The 18743-nt window shown below is 37.9% G+C and carries 17 protein-coding genes; 11 read left to right on the top strand and 6 right to left on the bottom strand.

What is annotated here, in order from left to right; genetic code table 11:
- The first annotated feature begins 9 nt into the window (after nucleotides 1-9).
- A complete protein-coding gene (locus RGQ13_RS18555; protein ID WP_348391216.1) occupies nucleotides 10-1224 on the top strand; it encodes an argininosuccinate synthase in 1215 nt (404 codons plus the stop codon).
- A gap of 1 nt (nucleotide 1225) precedes the next feature.
- Nucleotides 1226-3112: an argininosuccinate lyase gene (gene argH / locus RGQ13_RS18550; RefSeq protein ID WP_348391215.1), complete on the top strand. Its 1887-nt coding sequence runs from the start codon at nucleotides 1226-1228 to the stop codon at nucleotides 3110-3112.
- Between the two features lie 192 nt (nucleotides 3113-3304).
- Here argH and RGQ13_RS18545 read toward each other — a convergent pair whose 3' ends face one another.
- Both RGQ13_RS18545 and RGQ13_RS18540 read right to left on the bottom strand, forming a co-directional pair.
- A complete protein-coding gene (locus RGQ13_RS18545) occupies nucleotides 3305-4021 on the bottom strand; it encodes a DUF481 domain-containing protein (RefSeq protein ID WP_348391214.1) in 717 nt (238 codons plus the stop codon).
- 44 nt (nucleotides 4022-4065) lie between these two features.
- On the bottom strand, nucleotides 4066-6663 hold the full coding sequence (locus RGQ13_RS18540; protein WP_348391213.1) for a penicillin-binding protein 1A: 2598 nt from the start codon (nucleotides 6661-6663) through the stop codon (nucleotides 4066-4068).
- Nucleotides 6664-6794: 131 nt separating this feature from the next.
- Between RGQ13_RS18540 and RGQ13_RS18535 the strand changes: the two genes are divergently transcribed.
- The 8 genes from RGQ13_RS18535 to RGQ13_RS18500 all read left to right on the top strand — a co-directional run bounded on the left by RGQ13_RS18535 (nucleotide 6795) and on the right by RGQ13_RS18500 (nucleotide 14342).
- Nucleotides 6795-7874, top strand: coding sequence for a pilus assembly protein PilM (locus tag RGQ13_RS18535; RefSeq protein ID WP_348391212.1), 1080 nt, complete (start codon nucleotides 6795-6797; stop codon nucleotides 7872-7874).
- The gene (locus RGQ13_RS18530) at nucleotides 7862-8440 is read left to right on the top strand and encodes a PilN domain-containing protein (RefSeq protein ID WP_348391211.1); all 579 of its coding nucleotides are present in this window, start codon (nucleotides 7862-7864) and stop codon (nucleotides 8438-8440) included. Before RGQ13_RS18535 ends, RGQ13_RS18530 begins: the two co-directional genes overlap by 13 nt.
- Nucleotides 8440-9033: a type IV pilus inner membrane component PilO gene (pilO, locus tag RGQ13_RS18525; RefSeq protein ID WP_348391210.1), complete on the top strand. Its 594-nt coding sequence runs from the start codon at nucleotides 8440-8442 to the stop codon at nucleotides 9031-9033. The genes RGQ13_RS18530 and pilO overlap by 1 nt, the downstream gene beginning before the upstream one ends.
- Nucleotides 9033-9557: a pilus assembly protein PilP gene (locus RGQ13_RS18520; RefSeq protein WP_348391209.1), complete on the top strand. Its 525-nt coding sequence runs from the start codon at nucleotides 9033-9035 to the stop codon at nucleotides 9555-9557. Before pilO ends, RGQ13_RS18520 begins: the two co-directional genes overlap by 1 nt.
- Nucleotides 9558-9565: 8 nt before the next feature.
- Nucleotides 9566-11635 carry a type IV pilus secretin PilQ gene (locus tag RGQ13_RS18515; protein WP_405054144.1) on the top strand — a complete coding sequence of 690 codons (2070 nt, stop codon included), beginning with the start codon at nucleotides 9566-9568 and terminating at the stop codon, nucleotides 11633-11635.
- A gap of 219 nt (nucleotides 11636-11854) precedes the next feature.
- A complete protein-coding gene (aroK, locus tag RGQ13_RS18510; protein WP_348391208.1) occupies nucleotides 11855-12373 on the top strand; it encodes a shikimate kinase AroK in 519 nt (172 codons plus the stop codon).
- Nucleotides 12374-12379: 6 nt separating this feature from the next.
- On the top strand, nucleotides 12380-13444 hold the full coding sequence (aroB, locus tag RGQ13_RS18505) for a 3-dehydroquinate synthase (protein ID WP_348391207.1): 1065 nt from the start codon (nucleotides 12380-12382) through the stop codon (nucleotides 13442-13444).
- Between the two features lie 70 nt (nucleotides 13445-13514).
- Nucleotides 13515-14342 (top strand): Dam family site-specific DNA-(adenine-N6)-methyltransferase, encoded by an 828-nt coding sequence (locus RGQ13_RS18500; RefSeq protein ID WP_348391206.1) that lies wholly within the window; start codon nucleotides 13515-13517, stop codon nucleotides 14340-14342.
- A gap of 47 nt (nucleotides 14343-14389) precedes the next feature.
- On the opposite strand, the gene RGQ13_RS18495 is transcribed toward RGQ13_RS18500, so the two are convergent.
- On the bottom strand, nucleotides 14390-14812 hold the full coding sequence (locus RGQ13_RS18495; protein WP_348391205.1) for a PACE efflux transporter: 423 nt from the start codon (nucleotides 14810-14812) through the stop codon (nucleotides 14390-14392).
- 44 nt (nucleotides 14813-14856) lie between these two features.
- Nucleotides 14857-15006, bottom strand: coding sequence for a hypothetical protein (locus RGQ13_RS18490; protein ID WP_348391204.1), 150 nt, complete (start codon nucleotides 15004-15006; stop codon nucleotides 14857-14859).
- A gap of 191 nt (nucleotides 15007-15197) precedes the next feature.
- Here RGQ13_RS18490 and RGQ13_RS18485 point away from each other — a divergent pair, with 191 nt between their 5' ends.
- The gene (locus RGQ13_RS18485; protein WP_348391203.1) at nucleotides 15198-16697 is read left to right on the top strand and encodes an NAD(P)/FAD-dependent oxidoreductase; all 1500 of its coding nucleotides are present in this window, start codon (nucleotides 15198-15200) and stop codon (nucleotides 16695-16697) included.
- A gap of 196 nt (nucleotides 16698-16893) precedes the next feature.
- Here RGQ13_RS18485 and RGQ13_RS18480 read toward each other — a convergent pair whose 3' ends face one another.
- Together RGQ13_RS18480 and RGQ13_RS18475 are read right to left on the bottom strand one after the other, a co-directional pair.
- A complete protein-coding gene (locus RGQ13_RS18480) occupies nucleotides 16894-18108 on the bottom strand; it encodes a DEAD/DEAH box helicase (RefSeq protein WP_348391202.1) in 1215 nt (404 codons plus the stop codon).
- A gap of 346 nt (nucleotides 18109-18454) precedes the next feature.
- The gene (locus RGQ13_RS18475) at nucleotides 18455-18730 is read right to left on the bottom strand and encodes a hypothetical protein (protein ID WP_348391201.1); all 276 of its coding nucleotides are present in this window, start codon (nucleotides 18728-18730) and stop codon (nucleotides 18455-18457) included.
- Nucleotides 18731-18743: the final 13 nt, after the last annotated feature.

Below are 18743 nucleotides of genomic sequence, written 5' to 3'. Positions count from 1 at the left end.
AGTAATAACATGAGCAAGAAAATTAAAAAAGTAGTATTGGCATATTCTGGTGGTTTAGATACATCGGCGATCATTCCATGGTTAAAAGAAAACTATGAAGGTTGTGAAGTAGTAGCCTTTTGTGCCGATGTTGGTCAAGGTGAAGAAGAGCTTGTTGGCATCCAAGAAAAAGCCATTGCTTCAGGCGCTTCTGAATGTCACGTAGTTGACTTAAAAGAAGAATTTGTAAAAGACTATATTTTTCCTATTGTAAAAACAGGTGCTGTTTACGAAGGTCAATATTTACTCGGTACGTCAATGGCGCGTCCTGTTATTGCCAAAGCACATGTTGAAGTAGCCTTGAAAGTAGGTGCTGATGCTGTATGTCATGGTTGTACTGGTAAAGGTAATGATCAGGTTCGTTTTGAGTCTTGTTTTGCCGCTCTTGCTCCACAACTTACCGTTATTGCACCTTGGCGTGAGTGGGACATGGTTTCTCGTGAAGACCTATTAGATTACTTAGCAGAGCGTGATATTCCATGTGCTGCGTCATTAACTAAAATTTACAGTCGTGATGCCAATGCTTGGCACATTTCCCATGAAGGTGGTGAGTTAGAAGACCCATGGTGTGAGCCGACTAAAGAAGTTTGGACTATGACTACGGACCCGCTAGATGCACCAAATGAGCCAGGTTCAGTAATGCTTAGTTTTGATAAAGGTGAGTTGGTTTCTGTAGATGGTAAAGCAATGTCAGCTTATGAGTCTTTAGTTTATCTTAATGAAAAAGCTGGCGCCCATGGTGTTGGCCGTATCGATATTGTTGAAAACCGTTTAGTTGGAATGAAGTCTCGTGGTTGTTATGAAACTCCTGGCGGCACAGTATTAATGGCTGCTTATAAAGGCTTAGAGTCATTAATTCTTGATAAAGAATCATTAAAATTCCGTGAATCTGTAGCGTTAGAGTATTCACATGTTATTTATGATGGTCGTTGGTTTACTCCTCTTGCGAAAGCGCAAATGGCAGCAACTAATTCATTTGCTGAGCAAGTAACTGGTGATGTAGTAGTGAAACTTTATAAGGGTCAGGCGAATGTTACACAGCGTCGTTCACCTAACAGCTTATACTCTGAAGAATTTGCGACCTTTGGCGCAGACGATGTTTACGACCAAAAACATGCAGAAGGCTTTATCCGTTTATTCAGCTTATCAAGTCGTATAAACGCGTTAAAACAGCAGGAGAAGTAACATGGCAGCATTATGGGGTGGCCGTTTTAAGTCGGGCAGTAGTGATATCTTTAAAGCATTTAACGATTCGCTACCGTTTGATTATGTCTTGGCTCAACAAGATATTAAAGGTTCTATTGGTTGGTCGAAAGCGATTCAAAAAGCTGGCGTATTGACCATTGATGAACAACAAAAAATGGAACAAGCGTTACTGGATTTAGCCGCGAAAGTGGAAGCAGGCGAGGTTGATTTTAATGAAGCAACTGCTGAAGATATTCATAGCTGGGTAGAATCAGAGCTAATAGAAGTTATTGGTGACACAGCACGAAAACTCCATACTGGCCGTAGCCGTAATGACCAAGTTTCTACTGATTTACGTTTATGGGCACGTGAACAAACGGATGTTGTTTTAAATATGCTAAGAAGCTGCGTACAGCAGTTAATAAATTTAGCTGATAATAACAAGCAGCACATATTACCAGGATATACCCACTTACAACGGGCACAGCCAGTACGTTTTGCCCATTGGTGTATGGCTTATGTAGAAATGCTTAAACGTGATATTTCACGTCTTGAAGATGCTCGTAAACGTATGAACCAATCTCCTTTAGGTTGTGGTGCGTTAGCGGGAACTACTTACCCAATTGATCGTGTTGAATTAGCTCATTCATTAGGCTTTGATGGTCCATGTATGAATTCACTCGATGCGGTATCTGATAGAGATTACGTATTAGAGCTATTATTTGCTGCAAGTACTGGCATGATGCATTTATCGCGTTTTTCAGAAGATTTAATTTTCTTTAATTCGGGTGAAGCTAACTTCATTACTTTGGGCGATCAGGTTACTTCTGGCAGCTCTTTAATGCCACAGAAGAAAAACCCTGATGCGTTAGAGCTTATTCGTGGCAAATGTGGTCGAGTATATGGTTCATTACAGGCATTACTGGTAACACTTAAAGGTTTACCACTTGCCTATAACAAAGATATGCAAGAAGACAAACAAGGCTTATTTGATGCCTTAGAGCAATGGTTATCTTGTTTAGTTATGGCTATTGAAGTTGTTAACTCAATTGAGTTGAACAGTGCAGAGTGTCAAAGGGCTGCTCGTGGCGGTTATGCTAATGCAACAGAACTTGCCGATTACCTAGTTGGTAAAGGTGTGCCGTTTAGAACCGCACACGATATTACTGGTTCAGCGGTACTTTATGCTATTAATCAAGGCGAACCATTAGAAAGCTTACGTTTAGATGAATTTAAACAATTCTCACCACTAATTGAGGCTGATGTTTACCCGGTACTTGAGCTTGAGTACTTAGTTGATAAACGTAATATTCTTGGTGGTACCGGTATTGAACCAGTACAAAAAGTTATTGATGATAATCGTCTTCAATTTGGCACCGCTAATTATGTGGTACGTGATGCCAAACTTACCGATTTACGCTCAATAGTTAAGTTGGTTAATTACTGGTCTTCGCGCGAAGAGAACTTACCACGTAAAGAAGACGACCTAATTAAAAGCATTCGTGACTTTGCTGTAATTGAAGTTAATGGCCAAGTTTGTGCTTGTGCTGCGCTGTATATCTACAGTACTGGTTTAGCTGAAATTCGCTCACTAGGTGTAAGCATTAACCATCAAGGTAAAGGCTATGGTCAGCAGTTATGTAAATACTTATTAGGCAGAGCCAAAGAGATGGCGTTATTAAAAGTATTTGTGTTAACGCGTAAGCCTACTTTCTTTGAAAAGTTAGACTTTATCCCTGGTGATAAAGACTCTTTACCAGAGAAAGTAATGAAAGATTGTGATTTATGTCCTAAGCAAGATAACTGTGATGAAGAAGCGTTAATGTTCAACTTAAGTGAACATAATCTGCCGCAAATACTGGGTAGTATTGAAATCGTTGAAGCGTAATCAATTTAACTGTTAAAAAAACGCACAAACATTAATAGAAAAATTACACCGTTATTCCGCAATGTTGTTGTGCGGAACCTCCTCCAGTTAAAAGGTGGCTTTATTAAATGCTCACTTTGAATTATGGAGGTCCCACCCAAAAGCACGGTGGGGTGACGGAGTATATTTTCTAAGATTTGTACTGTTTTAACTTTAGAAAGAGTAGGTTACACTCACTACCGTTTCGGTATCAGTATCTTCTATACCAACGGGTACTTCATCTGTATGTTTTACTATATAGCTTACTTTTAAAGATACTTGGCCAATCACTTGCACTTTGATTGCCGATTCAGAAAGACTGATAGTATTTTCGTCACCAACCTCAGTACTTAATAGTTGCACAAAAGAGGACGTTGGCGAGAATTGCCATTGAAATAGAGTTGAAAGTCGATAAATAACTTCCTCTTCATCTTCTGCAATTAAAGGATCTTCAACTTTCGCTGAACGATAACCGGCACCGGCCTCGAAATCCCAGTCCATTTCTTCAGACTTTATTAAATTCCAACCAAAACCTGCGGTTGCGGTACTTTGTGAATCATAACCGCTGAACTTATCTTCATCGTATGATACACGACCAAAAATGTAGTTGTGGTCAGTAAAATTATATTCTAAACGGGTAAATCCACCCCAGCGCTCAGCACTTTTTTCATCGTTGCTTTCAGAGTATAAAGATTCAATATGTCCGACCCATTTCCATGGAGCATTTTCACGTAATACATGAACTTTACCGCTGGTAGTTGTTTCTTCTGTGTTACCAGTAAGATTGGTATAACCAAAATCGATATCACCAGACCAAAGTTTAACTTCTTCTTCAGCCATTACAGCACTACTAGCAAGGGCAATAGATATTACCAATAGATTATATTTCATTGATGTTTCCCTGATTCAACTAAGTATTATAAATATCGTATATTTTAAAACAGTTCTTCTTCTTCGGTCGATTCTTCTTGGCTTTCTATTATTTGTTCAATATTATCTTTATCGACCCACTCGGTTGGCTCTGTGCCTTTAATAAAATACTCAAATCTTGAACTTCTATCGGTTTTATTTGTTCGTTTTCCGGTCAACTTATCGATGCGGATAGAGACAATATTATCTGGTTGTAAAAATGCTTCAAACTCATACTTTGTTAAGGCAGTTTCCATAAATTTAATCCATGAAGGCTGGGCAGCATTTGCTCCAGCTTCACCACCGGCAGTTTGGTTTCTACCTAAGTTGCTATTAACATTAGTACGGCCTAAATTACGGCTCGGATCATCAAAACCAATCCAAGAGCTTGCAGCAACTTTACGACTGAAACCACTAAACCAGGCATCTTTCGACTCATTGGTGGTTCCTGTTTTGCCCGCTAAATCTCGGCGTTTTAAGGTTTTTGCACGCCAACCAGTACCACTCCAGCCGGTACCCTTAGACCAATCACCGCCACCGCCCCAAATTACACCATTCATCGCTTCAGTAACTAAGAAAGCGTTTTCCCGGCTAATAATTCTAGGTGCTAAAGGCGTAGTGATCATTTCAATGTCAATATCATCGCTGGCATCAAAGCTATTGGCATACTCTGCTTGGGCTATTTCACATTCATAACAGGCTACTTTTGGCTCTGCTTGATAAATAACTTCACCATCTGCATCTTCAATTCGTTCAATAATATAAGGCTCTACTAAATAGCCTTGGTTAGCAAAAGCTGAAAACCCAGTGACCACCTGCATCGGTGTCATAGAAGCTGAGCCTAGTGCGATTGATTCATTCTTCGGTAAAGCAGATTTGTCAAAGCCAAATTTGCCCAAATGTTTAATTAAGGTGCTTAATTTCATTCCTCGTAATAAACGGACCGACATCACGTTTTTCGATTTAGCTAAGCCGATTCGCACTCGCAATGGTCCTTCATAAACGGCGGGAGAGTTTTTTGGGCGCCATGCAAAGCCAGAGCGCTTATCCCACTGGTTTATAGGGGCATCATTTACAATTGTAGCTAAGGTATAACCATTCTCTAACGCTGCTGAATATACAAATGGCTTGATGTTAGAGCCTACTTGACGATTAGCCTGGGTTATCCTGTTGAATTGGCTCTGACTAAAACTGTAACCACCAACACTTGCTAAAATAGCGCCAGTATCTGGTGAAATAGCGACAATACCAGCCGAAACGTCAGGTAATTGGCTTAATCGGAAAATACCATCAACAGCATCTTTAACATAAACAACGTCGCCGCTGGTGAGAATTTGTTTGGCTAATTTTGGTGCCTTTCCTTGAGTTTTATCGTCAAGATAGGCTCTTGCCCAAGACATACCAGCCCAATCTATTAGTGCAATATCGCCATTGCTAAGTTGAATTTGTGCTTGCTGCTCTTCTACATTGGTGACTAAAGCGGCAACCAAGTCATTATAAACAGGGACCTTTTGTAATTTTTCTAGTATATCTTCAGCTTCAGGTTGTTCAGTGCTTATTTTCTTTAAGCCTTTTTGATAGGATTTAAAATAATTTTCACTTAAACGTTTCTTCGCACTTTCTAATAAGTAAACTTTATCATCATCGTTTAACCAAAGTCGTTTGATCGGCCCACGGTAACCGTGACGTTCATCATAAGCATAAATATTACCAATAACAGCGCGTTTAGCTGCATTTTGCAGATCAGATTGGACAGTGGTGTAAATTTTTAAACCTTTACCATAAGCGACTTCAGTACCATACATTTCTAGCGCTTTTTTATTGGCCATTTCTGCAACGTAGGGTGCGCTTAATACAATATCTACGCCATGTCGTTTGGTATGGATTTCTTCGTTATTCGCCTGTTGATATTCTGCTTCTGTAATGTAACCACTTACTAGCATGCGTTGCAGTACCGTAGTGCGGCGAAACTTAGCTTTATCTGGGTTACTAATTGGATTATAGGTACTTGGCGCTTTAGGTAAGCCAGCGATAACTGCAATTTCAGCCAGGGTAAGGTCTTTTAATTCTTTACCATAATAAACTTGAGCAGCAGCGCCTACGCCAAAAGCGCGATGGCTTAGCTCAATTTTATTTAAATATAATTCTAAAATCTCGTCTTTAGTTAACAGCTTTTCCATATGCAAAGAGATGAAAATTTCTCTTATTTTTCTAATGTAGGTTTGCTCTCGGGTTAGAAAGAAATTTCGAGCAGTTTGCATCGTTATGGTACTGGCGCCACCGGCATCATTACCGGTAATTTGGCCGATAATGGCACGAGTCATGCCAATTGGGTCTACACCGAAGTGTTCATAAAAACGATTGTCTTCTGTTGCTAAAACCGCGTTAATAAGTTGTTGCGGCATGTCTTTTAATTCAACCGGGATCCGTCTTTTTGTACCGAATTGCGAAATCAGTTCGCCTTCGTTACTATAGATTTGCATAGGTATTTGTAATTGAACATCTTTTAGAACTTCTACACTAGGAAGATCGCTGCGCATGGTTAGGTAGAAGCCACTAATAACCAAGCTTACTAGAAGGAAGCCGAAAACAAATAATTGCATTAAACGTTTGAAAAATAGCACTAAAAATCAACCAGTAGTAAAAAAAACATTAATATTATTTACTAGTATATAGAGATATTTAGTGTAATAAATGTATTTTTAGCTATATTATGTTTAAATAAGAAAAATAATAAGAATAATCACAGGAAGTTATGCTAAGTAGATTATGGAATAAAAATGCGTCTAAAATGGTCGGAATAGACATTGGTTCTTATTCGGTCAAAGCTGTTCTTATTAGTGAAGATAAAAACGGTCATCAACTCGAAGCATTTTCAGTCGAGCCTATGCCAAAGGGCGCTGTAGTTGATCGAAAAGTTCAAGATATTGAAGCGGTCGGTGCAGTAATACGAAAAGTACGTAAAAAAGTACTTTCATCGGTACAGAATGCAGCAGTTGCAGTTTCTGGATCGACTGTTATAACCAAAATAATCTACATGGATGTGTCATTAAATGATGACGAATTAGCCAGCCAAATTGAAATTGAAGCTGATAGCTTAATTCCATACCCTCTCGATGAAGTTAGCCTAGATTTTGAAAAACTCGATGTTAACGAAGCTGATCCTAGTAAAGTAAATGTCTTATTAAGTGCGGTGAGAACCGAAACTATTGAAGCACGAGTTGCTTCTCTTGATGCTGGCGGATTTCATACTAAGGTTGTTGATGTTGAATCTTATGCGTTAAGTCGCTCTTCTGCATTATGTATACCTCTGCTGCCAGAAGATGCTCCTGAAAAAGTAGTTGCTTTCATTGATATTGGTGCAACCATGACCTTGTTTACCGTCAATGAAGGTAACGATACCATTTATACCCGCGATCAGTTATTTGGTAGCGAACAGTACACTCGTTCAATAGTTTCTTATTATAATAAAACCTTTGAAGATGCTGAAAAAGAAAAATTAAGTGGGGAATTACCACCTACCTATACCTTTGAAGTGTTAGCGCCTTTTCAAACAACATTAATTCAACAAATTCGCCGTGCTATTCAAATGTACTTAACATTTAGTGGTAAAGAAAAGCTTGATTATCTAGTCATTTCTGGTGGTACTGCAGCACTTGAAAGTATTCAAGAACTGCTGTCGGCAGAGCTTGGCATTCATACCATTATTGCTAACCCGTTTAATGATATGGTTATAAGTGATCAAATAGATGAAAACGTCTTAGCCCAGATTGCACCTCAGCTGATGGTTGCTACCGGGCTTGCATTAAGGAGTTTTTCACCATGCCACATATAAATCTCCTGCCTTGGCGTGAAGAAGCTCAGCGTTTAAGGCAGCAACAATATTTTTCAATACTAACTTTCTTAGCGTTAATAAGCTTTTTAGTAGTATTTTTAATTAGTCAATTTTACCAAGCGAAAATTGATGGTCAGCGCGCTCGCAATCAATTTTTAACCAATGAAATTAAAGTTCTTGATGCTCGTATTGCTGAAATAAAAACTCTGGAAGAGAAGAAAAAAGATTTAATTCAACGAATGACGTTAATTGAGCAATTACAAAGAAGTCGTAACGTTGGTACGCAAGTACTTGATGAAATAGCTAAAATTGTTCCTTCTGGGGTTTACATCGTGAAGCTTCAAAAGCAAGGTAATGAGTTATTAATTCAGGGTAAAAGTGAATCAAATAACCATCTTGCCAATATGATCCGAGAAATTCAAAGTTCTAACTTATTAGCTGATGCTGAACTTCAATCTATTACAAATTCAAGTAAATCAAGCAAACTGTTAAGTGATTTTAAAATGAATTTACGTATTCAAGGTTTACTTGATAGCGATCAAATTAGCAATGCAGGAGGTCGATAATGGATTTAGATCTTTCCCAATTTGATAACCTTGACCTAAATAATATTGGTCAATGGCCGAAGGCAGCAAAAATTATACTTGCCATTGTTATGGTCGCTTTCGTCTCATATTTTGTTTATTACTTATTAGTAAGCGACAAAATTGTTGAGCTAGAGCGTGAAGTAGCTCAAGAAATTAAATTAAAAACTGATTACCAAGCCAAATACTTTGTTGCTGCTAATTTAGAATTATTCAGAGAACAAATGCTTGAAGCGGAAGAGTTATTTTCTAAACAAATTAAACGTTTGCCTGAAAGTCACGAAACACCGGGTTTACTTGATGATATTACTTTTGTTGGCACAACAAGTCGTTTAGATTTTGTTAAGTTGAATTGGCAGCCAGAAATTCAGCTTGATTTTTACACTGAGTTACCAATAGAAGTGCAAGTTACTGGTGCTTATCATGACTTTGGTGAATTCGTAAGTAAAATATCTGGTTTACCGCGCATTGTAACCTTACATGACTTCACTATCGTAGGAGATGCAAGCGGTCTTGAAAATTCATTAACGTTAACGATGCAAGCGAAAACATATAAATACAAGGAGGGTAAATAATGCGTTATTTAGTTTTACTTTCAGTGTTTTTATTATCAGCTTGTTTTGATGATTTAACCGACTTGCACGCTCATATCGATAAAGTGAAAGCGTCAACGCCAAACAAAATTCAGCCAATGCCGCCGCTAACCGAGTTTAATCATTTTGATTACTCGGCATTTGCTTTACGCAGTCCTTTTGTTGCGCCAAAACCTGAAGCCATTCAAGAAAAAATGCAACAAATGTCAGATTGTTTGCACCCTGATCCACGTCGGAGAAAGCAGCCTTTAGAAAAATTTGCTTTAGAAAGTTTAAATATGCGTGGTACCTTAGGTGAAGAAGGAATTATTTGGGCATTAGTAGAAGCTGCTGATCAAACTCTACACAGAGTATCAATTGGCAGTTATTTAGGCTTATATAATGGTCGTATCACCAATGTCGGCCAAGAAGAAATAATAATAGTAGAATTGATTCCAGATGGCGCAGGCTGTTGGGTTGAACGAGAAACAACTGTTTCTATGGTTGAACCGGATCAAGAGGGGTAAGGGAATTAATGTTTAGTCGTAAAATAAAAATAAAATCACCAAACAAATCAAGACAAGGAAGGCTTGGTTTTGTATTGTCCGCAGTATTATTAATGGTTTCTTTTGGCAGTTATGCCGAAGGTAAACTTAATGATATATATTACAATACGCTTCTTGCTGATGAAATCGAATTTACCTTTGGTTTTGAGCAAGAGCTAACCGTAGAGCCTGTGGTAAAAACATTTACTGAACCTGCCCGTATTGAAATTATGTTCAATGCTACTGAGTTTGCTACCCCTCTAGCTGATACTCAAGTAAACCATGCTGGCATCAAAAATATCGATGTACAGCAAATTGCAGGAAAAATTAAAGCTACTATTTACCTTAAAGAGTTAAAGCTGTATCAAGCAGAGATTATTGAAGGTAAATTAGTACTGTTACTTAACAGCCTTTCTACGTTTGATAAAACTGATCCGCAAGCCGATGTTGCTAGTGAATTTATTAATAATATTCAAGCGATTGACTTTAGAAAAGGTGAAGATAACGCTGGTCAAGTATTAGTCTTTTTAGATGACAGTATGTCTGCGGTTGATGTTAAAGACAAATTAGGCAAAATCAATATTGAATTCCATAACACTGACATTATGGAAGAATTACTTTATAAACTTGATGTTACTGACTTCGGTACCATAGTAACTAGCATTGAGACCTTTAAAGAAGGCAATAATTCCCGTTTAGAAATTGGCACTAATAAACCATTTACCATTGAACATAATCAAATTGATAATATTTTCTCTTTAACGGTAAAAGAAGAAGAAGAGAAAAAATCATATCTAGAAGATGGTGAAGACTTTAATGGCAAAGCAATTTCATTAAATTTCCAAGACATTCCAATTCGTACTGTATTGCAGATTATTGCCGACTATAACGGTTTTAACTTAGTAACTTCAGATACGGTAAATGGTAATATTACCCTTCGTTTAGATGGCGTGCCGTGGGATCAAGCGCTTGATATCATTTTAAGAGTAAAAGGCTTAGGTAAGCGTATGGATGGTAACATCTTAATGATTGCTCCTAATGATGAGCTTGTTGCCCGAGAAGCAAAAGAATTACAAGCCCAGCAACAAGTGTCTGAACTTGCACCGCTATATGCTGAATATGTACAAATTAATTATGCTAAAGCGGCTGATTTTTCTAACTTATTGAAAAATGAAGGAACTAGCCTGTTATCTGAACGCGGTAGTGTTACCGTTGACGAACGTACCAATACTTTACTAATTCGTGATACTGCTGCGAGCATTGAAGACATTAAACGTATGATTAATGTGCTTGATATTCCAATTCGCCAGGTTGTGATTGAATCACGCATGGTAACCGTTAAAGATAATATCAGTGAAGAATTAGGAATTCGTTGGGGAGTTACCCACAATGGTGGCGATACCTCTACTTCGGGTAGTCTAGAAGGTGCAGATTTAGCTAATGGTGGCGTAATCCCATCAATTAATGATCGCTTAAATGTTAACTTACCGGTTGTAGATCCTGCTGGTGCGATTGCCTTCCAAGTAGCACGTTTAGCTGATGGCACAATACTGGATCTTGAATTATCTGCGATGGAACAAGAGAACAAAGGTGAAATCATTGCTAGCCCACGCATCACTACGTCAAATCAAAAAGAAGCATACATAGAGCAAGGCACAGAAATTCCATTCGTACAAGCCGCTTCTAGTGGTGCAACTTCGGTTACCTTTAAAAAAGCCGTTTTAGGCTTACGAGTGACTCCGCAAATTACACCTGATAATCGTATTATTTTAGACTTGGTTATTACCCAAGATACTCGCGGTGACACTATTGCAACGGGTACTGGTTTAGCAACGGCCATTGATACACAAGAAATTGGCACGCAAGTTTTAGTAAATAATGGTGAAACTATCGTTTTAGGTGGTATTTATCAACAACAAGTGATCAATTCTATTTCTAAAGTTCCAGTGTTAGGTGATATCCCTTATGTTGGTTGGTTATTTAGAACAACAACAGAATTTAACGAGAAAAAAGAACTACTTATCTTCGTGACACCAAGAATAGTAACTGAAAAATTTTAAGAAAAATAACAAATATCAATCTAGTGGACGAACTTAATTTATAAGTAATTTTAACTAGATTGTATTTTTTTAAGGCGCATGCTTGCAATTTGTCTATAAGAATTGCGATAATTGCGCCCTTAATTTTTTCGAGGAGTGTCCTCAGTTTCGTTAACAGATACCAAGTTGACAAAATATCCTCCGCTTTGGTATCACAATTTACGAGTATTAAAGAATCTCATGGCAGAAAAACGTAACATTTTCCTAATTGGTCCAATGGGCGCAGGTAAAAGCACAATTGGTAGAGAATTAGCTGATAGGCTACACCTAGAATTTTTTGACTCAGACCAAGAAATAGAACGTCGTACTGGTGCAGACATCGCATGGGTATTTGACCTTGAAGGTGAAGAAGGCTTTAGAAAGCGTGAAGAAACAGTAATTGCAGATTTATCATTGATGCAAGGTATTGTTTTGGCCACAGGTGGTGGCTCAGTAATTAGTGATCAAATTCGTAATCACTTATCTGCGCGCGGTGTAGTTGTTTATTTAGAAACAACTATCGATAAGCAAGTTGCCCGTACGCAACGCGATCGTCGCCGTCCGCTATTGCAAACAAGCGAAGAGCCACGCACTGTGCTAGAAAACCTTGCAGTTGAACGCAATCCTTTATACGAAGAAATCGCTGATGTGATCGTTCAAACTGACGACCAAAGCGCAAAAATCGTAGCAAATAAAATCGTAGAACGTCTGGACTTTTAAAACTAAATGGCCAGCCTAAACGTTGCATTAGCTGAACGTAGCTATCCTATCTATATCGAATCAGGGCTATTATCGAACAATAGCCCTTTAGCGACACACATCAACAGTAAACGGGTTTGTATAGTTACCAATACCGTTGTTGCGCCAATTTATTTAGATGCATTAAAACAACAACTATCTGACTTTATTGTTGATGAAATAATTTTACCTGATGGCGAAGCCGAGAAAAACCTCGCTAATTTTGAAAAAATTATGGCACATATGCTTGCCAATACTCATGGTCGTGATTCAACATTAATTGCCTTAGGTGGTGGTGTGATCGGTGATATTACCGGTTTTGCAGCTGCTAGTTATCAACGTGGCATTGATTTTATTCAAATTCCAACAACATTACTTTCGCAAGTTGATTCTTCTGTAGGTGGTAAAACTGCAGTTAATCACCCTCTTGGTAAGAATATGATTGGCGCTTTTTACCAACCTAAAGCTGTGCTTATTGATATTGATAGTTTGTTTACCTTACCTGTGCGTGAGTTTAACGCTGGCATGGCTGAAGTGATTAAATACGGTATTTTGGGTGATAAAGAATTTTTCGATTGGTTAAATAACAATAAAACTTCGATTAAAGCAAAAGATAGAACTATTTTAGCTGAAATGATCCAACGCTGTTGTCAAAACAAAGCCGATATTGTGAGCCAAGATGAAAAAGAATCGGGCGTAAGAGCGTTATTGAATTTAGGTCATACTTTTGGTCATGCAATAGAAGCTGAGCAGGGCTATGGTGTATGGCTTCACGGTGAAGCTGTAGCTACCGGTATGGTTCAAGCTACGCAACTAGCTGAGCATTTAAATTTAATTAATAGTGCTGAAACTCAGCAGATAATCGACTTGATTGCATATTTTGATTTACCAATTAAAGCCCCTACATCAATGAGCTTTGATGACTTCATCAAACACATGGCTCGTGATAAGAAAAATTTAGGCGGTAAACTTCGTTTAATTATTCCTACAGCTATTGGCAAATCTGAGATTTTTGATAACATAAGCCACGAACAATTACGCAAAGTTATTTGATTTCCCTTTCTTAATATTTCGAAAATAACACCAGCCCACTAAGCTAATTAAGCAGTATAAGAATTATAATATGATCAACAAGCAAAGGGCTTTCTTAAAATGGGCGGGTGGTAAATATACCCTCAGTGATGTGATCAGAAAAATGCTACCCAAAGGCAGCCGTCTGATCGAGCCTTTTGCTGGTGCCGGGTCAATTTTTCTTAATACTGATTATTCAAATTACGTACTCAATGACATTAATAAAGATTTAATCAATCTTTATAAAACCCTACAAACTAAGCCAGAACAGTTTATTAATGATGCTGCTAAGTTGTTTACGCCAGAATATAATGTCAGTGATGAGTACTATGAGATAAGAAAGCAGTTTAACGCGACGAGCGACCCTTATCAGCGTTCTTTAATGTTTTTATATATGAATAGGCATGGTTATAACGGTTTATGCCGATATAACTCTAAGGGAGGCTATAACGTGCCATTTGGTAAGTACAAGCGCCCTTACTTTCCATTAAATGAATTAGTTAACTTTGCCGATAAAGCAAAAAAAGCAGAGTTTGTGTGTGAAAACTATCGAGACACCTTTGCCAGAGCCAAAGATGGCGATGTGATTTACTGCGATCCTCCTTACGTACCATTAAGTAAAACAGCAAGTTTTACCAGTTATGCGGGTAATGGGTTTGGCTTAGATGAACAGGCCGACTTAGCCAATGCCGCTGAAGAAGTTACGGCTGAAAAAAATGTTACGGTATTAATCTCTAACCATGACACTATTTGGACGCGTAAAATTTACGAGCATGCGACTAAAATTAAAGCGGTTAAAGTGGCAAGAACGATTAGCCAAAAAGGTGCCAATCGTAAAAAAGTAGGTGAGCTTTTAGCGCTTTATAAGCCGCAAAAATAATTATTTTAAAATTAAAGAGCTAGCGCAAATTAATAAACCATAGTCGATCAGAATAATTGTCCTTCATCTATTGGGTACACGTTGTCGTATGCCAGATTAAACAGATAGGCATAAATGACATAGAAAATAACCATACCAATATCCATTATAAATGCATGCCAAAAACTTATATCTAATGTCCAGGCGATAACCGGTATAGTAATTACCAGCAGGCCTGCTTCAAAACTCAAGCTGTGTAGTATGCGGATCCAGAAAGTTTTCTTTAATGTGTGCAATGTTTTTAACATCAAGCGATCAAAGCCAATATTAAAGGCATAATTCCAAAACGTGGCGATAATCGAGAAGAACACCCCTATTAATCCTATATGAGCCATGTCATATCCCAATTGACCCATCACGCCAATAAGAATTGCCAAACCTATTATTTCAAAAGCTATCGCGTGACGAATACGATCTTGTTTACTTCTCATATTTTTAACCTATTAAAAACGCCGAATAATTATTGGACTTGGTATTAGTTATATCCAAGAACATAACACTCACTTAATTCATCATCAGTTCGCAATGCATCGAATTGAAAATATGTATTTTCATCCTGCTTAAATGTACTAACAACATCTGTTGAAGATAAATGGTTACTGCAGTTTTGTTCGTCGTTATTCATAGTATACCTGTCGATTGTTGATTAAATCATTAAGGATGATTGGTAGCTGACTATATTATTTCAACTATGAACTTGAAATGTAATACCATAATAAGGTGATATCGTTTTATAACTAACTCACCCAATACATAGCCTAATATTCTGTTAATAAAACTTCAAAAAACTGTTATCCCCTAATAGTGGGATTGTTAATGTTTTGTGCAATTGGCAATCTAGCTACACAAGCTCATCAAGCTGATAAATTTTTTGGCCTCTCTCATATAATGGATAGTATTATTATGGCGATACAATCAAATGCAGAAAAAGCATTATTAAAAACTAAATTTTTTCCTTACTGGTTAGATAATAAAGCTGCGCCTTCTGCTGAGCCTGCCCTTACAAATAATATTAATTGTGATTTGCTAATAGTCGGTGCCGGTTTTACCGGTCTTTGGGCTGCGGTCCAAGCCAAAGAAGCCAATCCTGAACGTGATGTGGTAATTATTGAAGCTCAATGCATTGCCATTGGTGCATCAGGTCGACCTGCGGCAATTTTATCGTCATCTGTAATGCACGGGCTAGCCAATGCAGCTAAGTTATTTCCTGATGAAATGGACGAGTTAGAACGCTTAGGTAAAGACAATATGGATGGCTTTAGAGATACCATTGAACGTCATAATATTGATTGCGATATTGAATGGGGTGGCGAACTCACGGTATCAATCGGCGATGAAGGTATTGCTGATATAGAAAGTGAATATGAACTGTATAAAAAATATGGACATGATGCCCATCTACTAGACAAAGATGAAATTAGAAGTGAAATTAATTCACCATTATTTCATGGTGGTTTATGGTCGAAACAACGCAGCGGTACGGTTCATCCGGCCAAGTTAGCTTGGGGTCTAAAAAGAGTCGCAATGCAACTTGGGGTTCGTGTTTTTGAATATAGCCCTTTAGTTAGCTCAACTCATTTAAAGCCGGGTGTTTTGGTAACAACGCCAACAGGCTCAGTGCAAGCCAATAAAGTACTGTTAGCAACCAACGCGTTTGCCGCGGGCAGTGATAAAATTACCCAACGGGTATCAGCTATTCGTGACCGTATTGTGGTTACCGAGCCGTTAACCGATGAGCAAATGGACGTCATTGGCTGGAAGAGTCGTCAAGGGATATACGACACTCGTACACAATTAAACTATATGCGCTTAACTGCCGATAACCGCATTCTTTTTGGTGGCCGTTTAGGTTACTTTTTTAATAATCACACCGATCCAAAACAAGATAAAGTGGCTGATAACTATTTACGCTTAGTCGACAATTTTTATAAAACTTTTCCAACATTAACAGGTATTAAATTTTCGCACGCCTGGAGTGGTCCCATTGCTCTAACAACCCGTATGGCAGTTCATTATCAACATTATTACAATGGCGATATGATTTATGCAGGCGGCTATTCTGGTTTTGGTGTAACCGCCACACGATTTGGAGCAAGAGTTGGCTTAGAAGTGTTATTTCAAACCGACGCAGCAGAAACTAAAATGAAGTTTGCAACTACGTTGCCAGGTTATATCCCACCAGAGCCATTTCGTTGGATCGGCGCTAAAATCACCATGTATGCTTTAGATACTCTTGATGAGAAGGGCGGATGGCGAAAACCTTGGGTTCGAATGGTTGAAAAAATGGGTTTCCCAGTGACTCAAAATGAACAATAACGATAGTTAATATAACAATTATTGAAAAATGCCGACATGAGTATGGTCTAGCTCAGGATAGAGAGACTATACTGTCCTATTAGAAGAAATAGATATACTACAAGAGTTCGCACGCATAAATAGAAAAATTGCACAGTCATATAACAGAAGATGCCCCTAAATAATTTCTTACTTAAGGGCTAATTTATGCTTGCCCTTATTTGTTTTTTGTTCTTGTTCTATTAGTTTTTTTTACCTTTTTCTTTTTTTTGACTTGTTTAGGCGCTTTTGAAAACTCTTTATGGAAAGGCTGTTCTGTAATAACAGGAATGACTTGTCCTATGCTATTTTCAATATTATTTAATTGCCTTATATCATTTTCTACAACAAATGAAATGGCCATTCCACTTTTCCCGGCACGAGCAGTTCGTCCTATACGGTGTATGTAGTTTCTTGGATCTTCAGGAAGGTTATAGTTAATGACTAAAGTAATATTATCAACATCAATTCCACGAGCAGCAACATCAGTTGCAACTAATACTCTTAAATTAGAATCTTTAAAGTTTTGTAACGCTTCTTCCCTAACTGCTTGTGTTTTACCACTGTGAAGGCTAGCGGCAGTTATTGATGCTTTTTCTAGTGCTTTAACAATGATGTCAGCGCCATACTTCGTTTTGCAAAAGATGAGGACTTTTCCATACTCAGGTTTTTCCAAAATATTAAACAACAAAGGTACTTTATTCGATTTATCAAGGTGGTATACACTTTGATTAACCAAGTCGATAGTAACCGTTTGTGCAGCAATTTGAATTTTGGTTGGATCCGTTAATATGGCTTCTGCAAGTATCTCTATTTCAGCGGGCATAGTTGCTGAAAACAATAGTGTTTGTCGCTTCTTTGGCAGTTTAGATATGATGTTTTGAACATCCTTAAAGAACCCCATATCAAGCATTGTATCTGCTTCATCTAACACAAATACTTCTAACGCCTTAAAATTTATATCGCCCGTTTCAATTAAATCCAATAACCTTCCAGGGGTAGCCACTAAAATATCAAGTCCAAGTGCGATTGAGTCAACTTGATTTTGTCTTCCTACACCACCATAAACAACCTTAGTTTTAAGCCCTAAACCATCAGAGTAGTAATCAATGTTTTGCATTATTTGCGAGGCAAGTTCTCTCGTGGGCGTTAGTATGAGCGATCGCGTGCTCTTAGCTTTGATAGCTATTTTATTTCGTCCGAAATTATTGATAATAGGCAATGAAAAGGCCGCAGTTTTTCCTGTTCCGGTTTGCGCTATACCAAGAAGATCATTGCCATTAATAAGAGCTGGGATACATTCTTTTTGGATCGGTGTGGGCTGTTTATAGCCTTTAAGATTAACACGGTCAATAATTGACTCTAAAAGTGAAAATGCTTTAAATTCTGACATGCTGTCTCGGTATTCTTTAATCAATAGCCTACTATTCTAACAGAATGCTTTAACATATTTAAGACGTATTCAAGGTGGCAGCTTCTGACGAAACCCAGAAAATATCTCACAAAAAAATAGTTCAATAATCAAGTGTTCTGACCCTTGATTTTTCTTTCACGGGTGGTTGTTTAAGGGATTAGATAATTAAAGAATGGATGTATTGACAGTAAACCTTATAAAGCAAAGCATGTAGATTGGATTTACCTTCAGCCTTAGGTCAGCTTTCGTATCTAAGGAACAGTTAGATAAGGTGATTTTTAACAAGAAAAACCGTTCGCTATTCGCTTTTTTCAGCCTAGTTAGGCTATGTTTCAGCTTGTACTTTAATCTCATTAACTGGTAAATCGTCATGTTTGATGAGAACTAGCAATGCTTTGAATCGGCTGTTTACGTGAACCATTACTTGCAGAAAAAATCCTACAACTAATCCAACACCAGCATACTGAATTTGAGGTTCATAAAATGCATGCATCAATAACATAAGTATGTTGCAAATACCTAGAATCCATTCTGAAACCGAGAAAGATGTACCTTTCAATATTCGATACATTCGCTTTTTATCGTCTGGTGCCAAATACATATTAAATTCCTTC

This window comes from Thalassotalea psychrophila, from assembly GCF_031583595.1.
Taxonomy (GTDB): domain Bacteria; phylum Pseudomonadota; class Gammaproteobacteria; order Enterobacterales; family Alteromonadaceae; genus Thalassotalea_A; species Thalassotalea_A psychrophila.
This window is presented reverse-complemented; position numbering and strand designations above follow the sequence as displayed.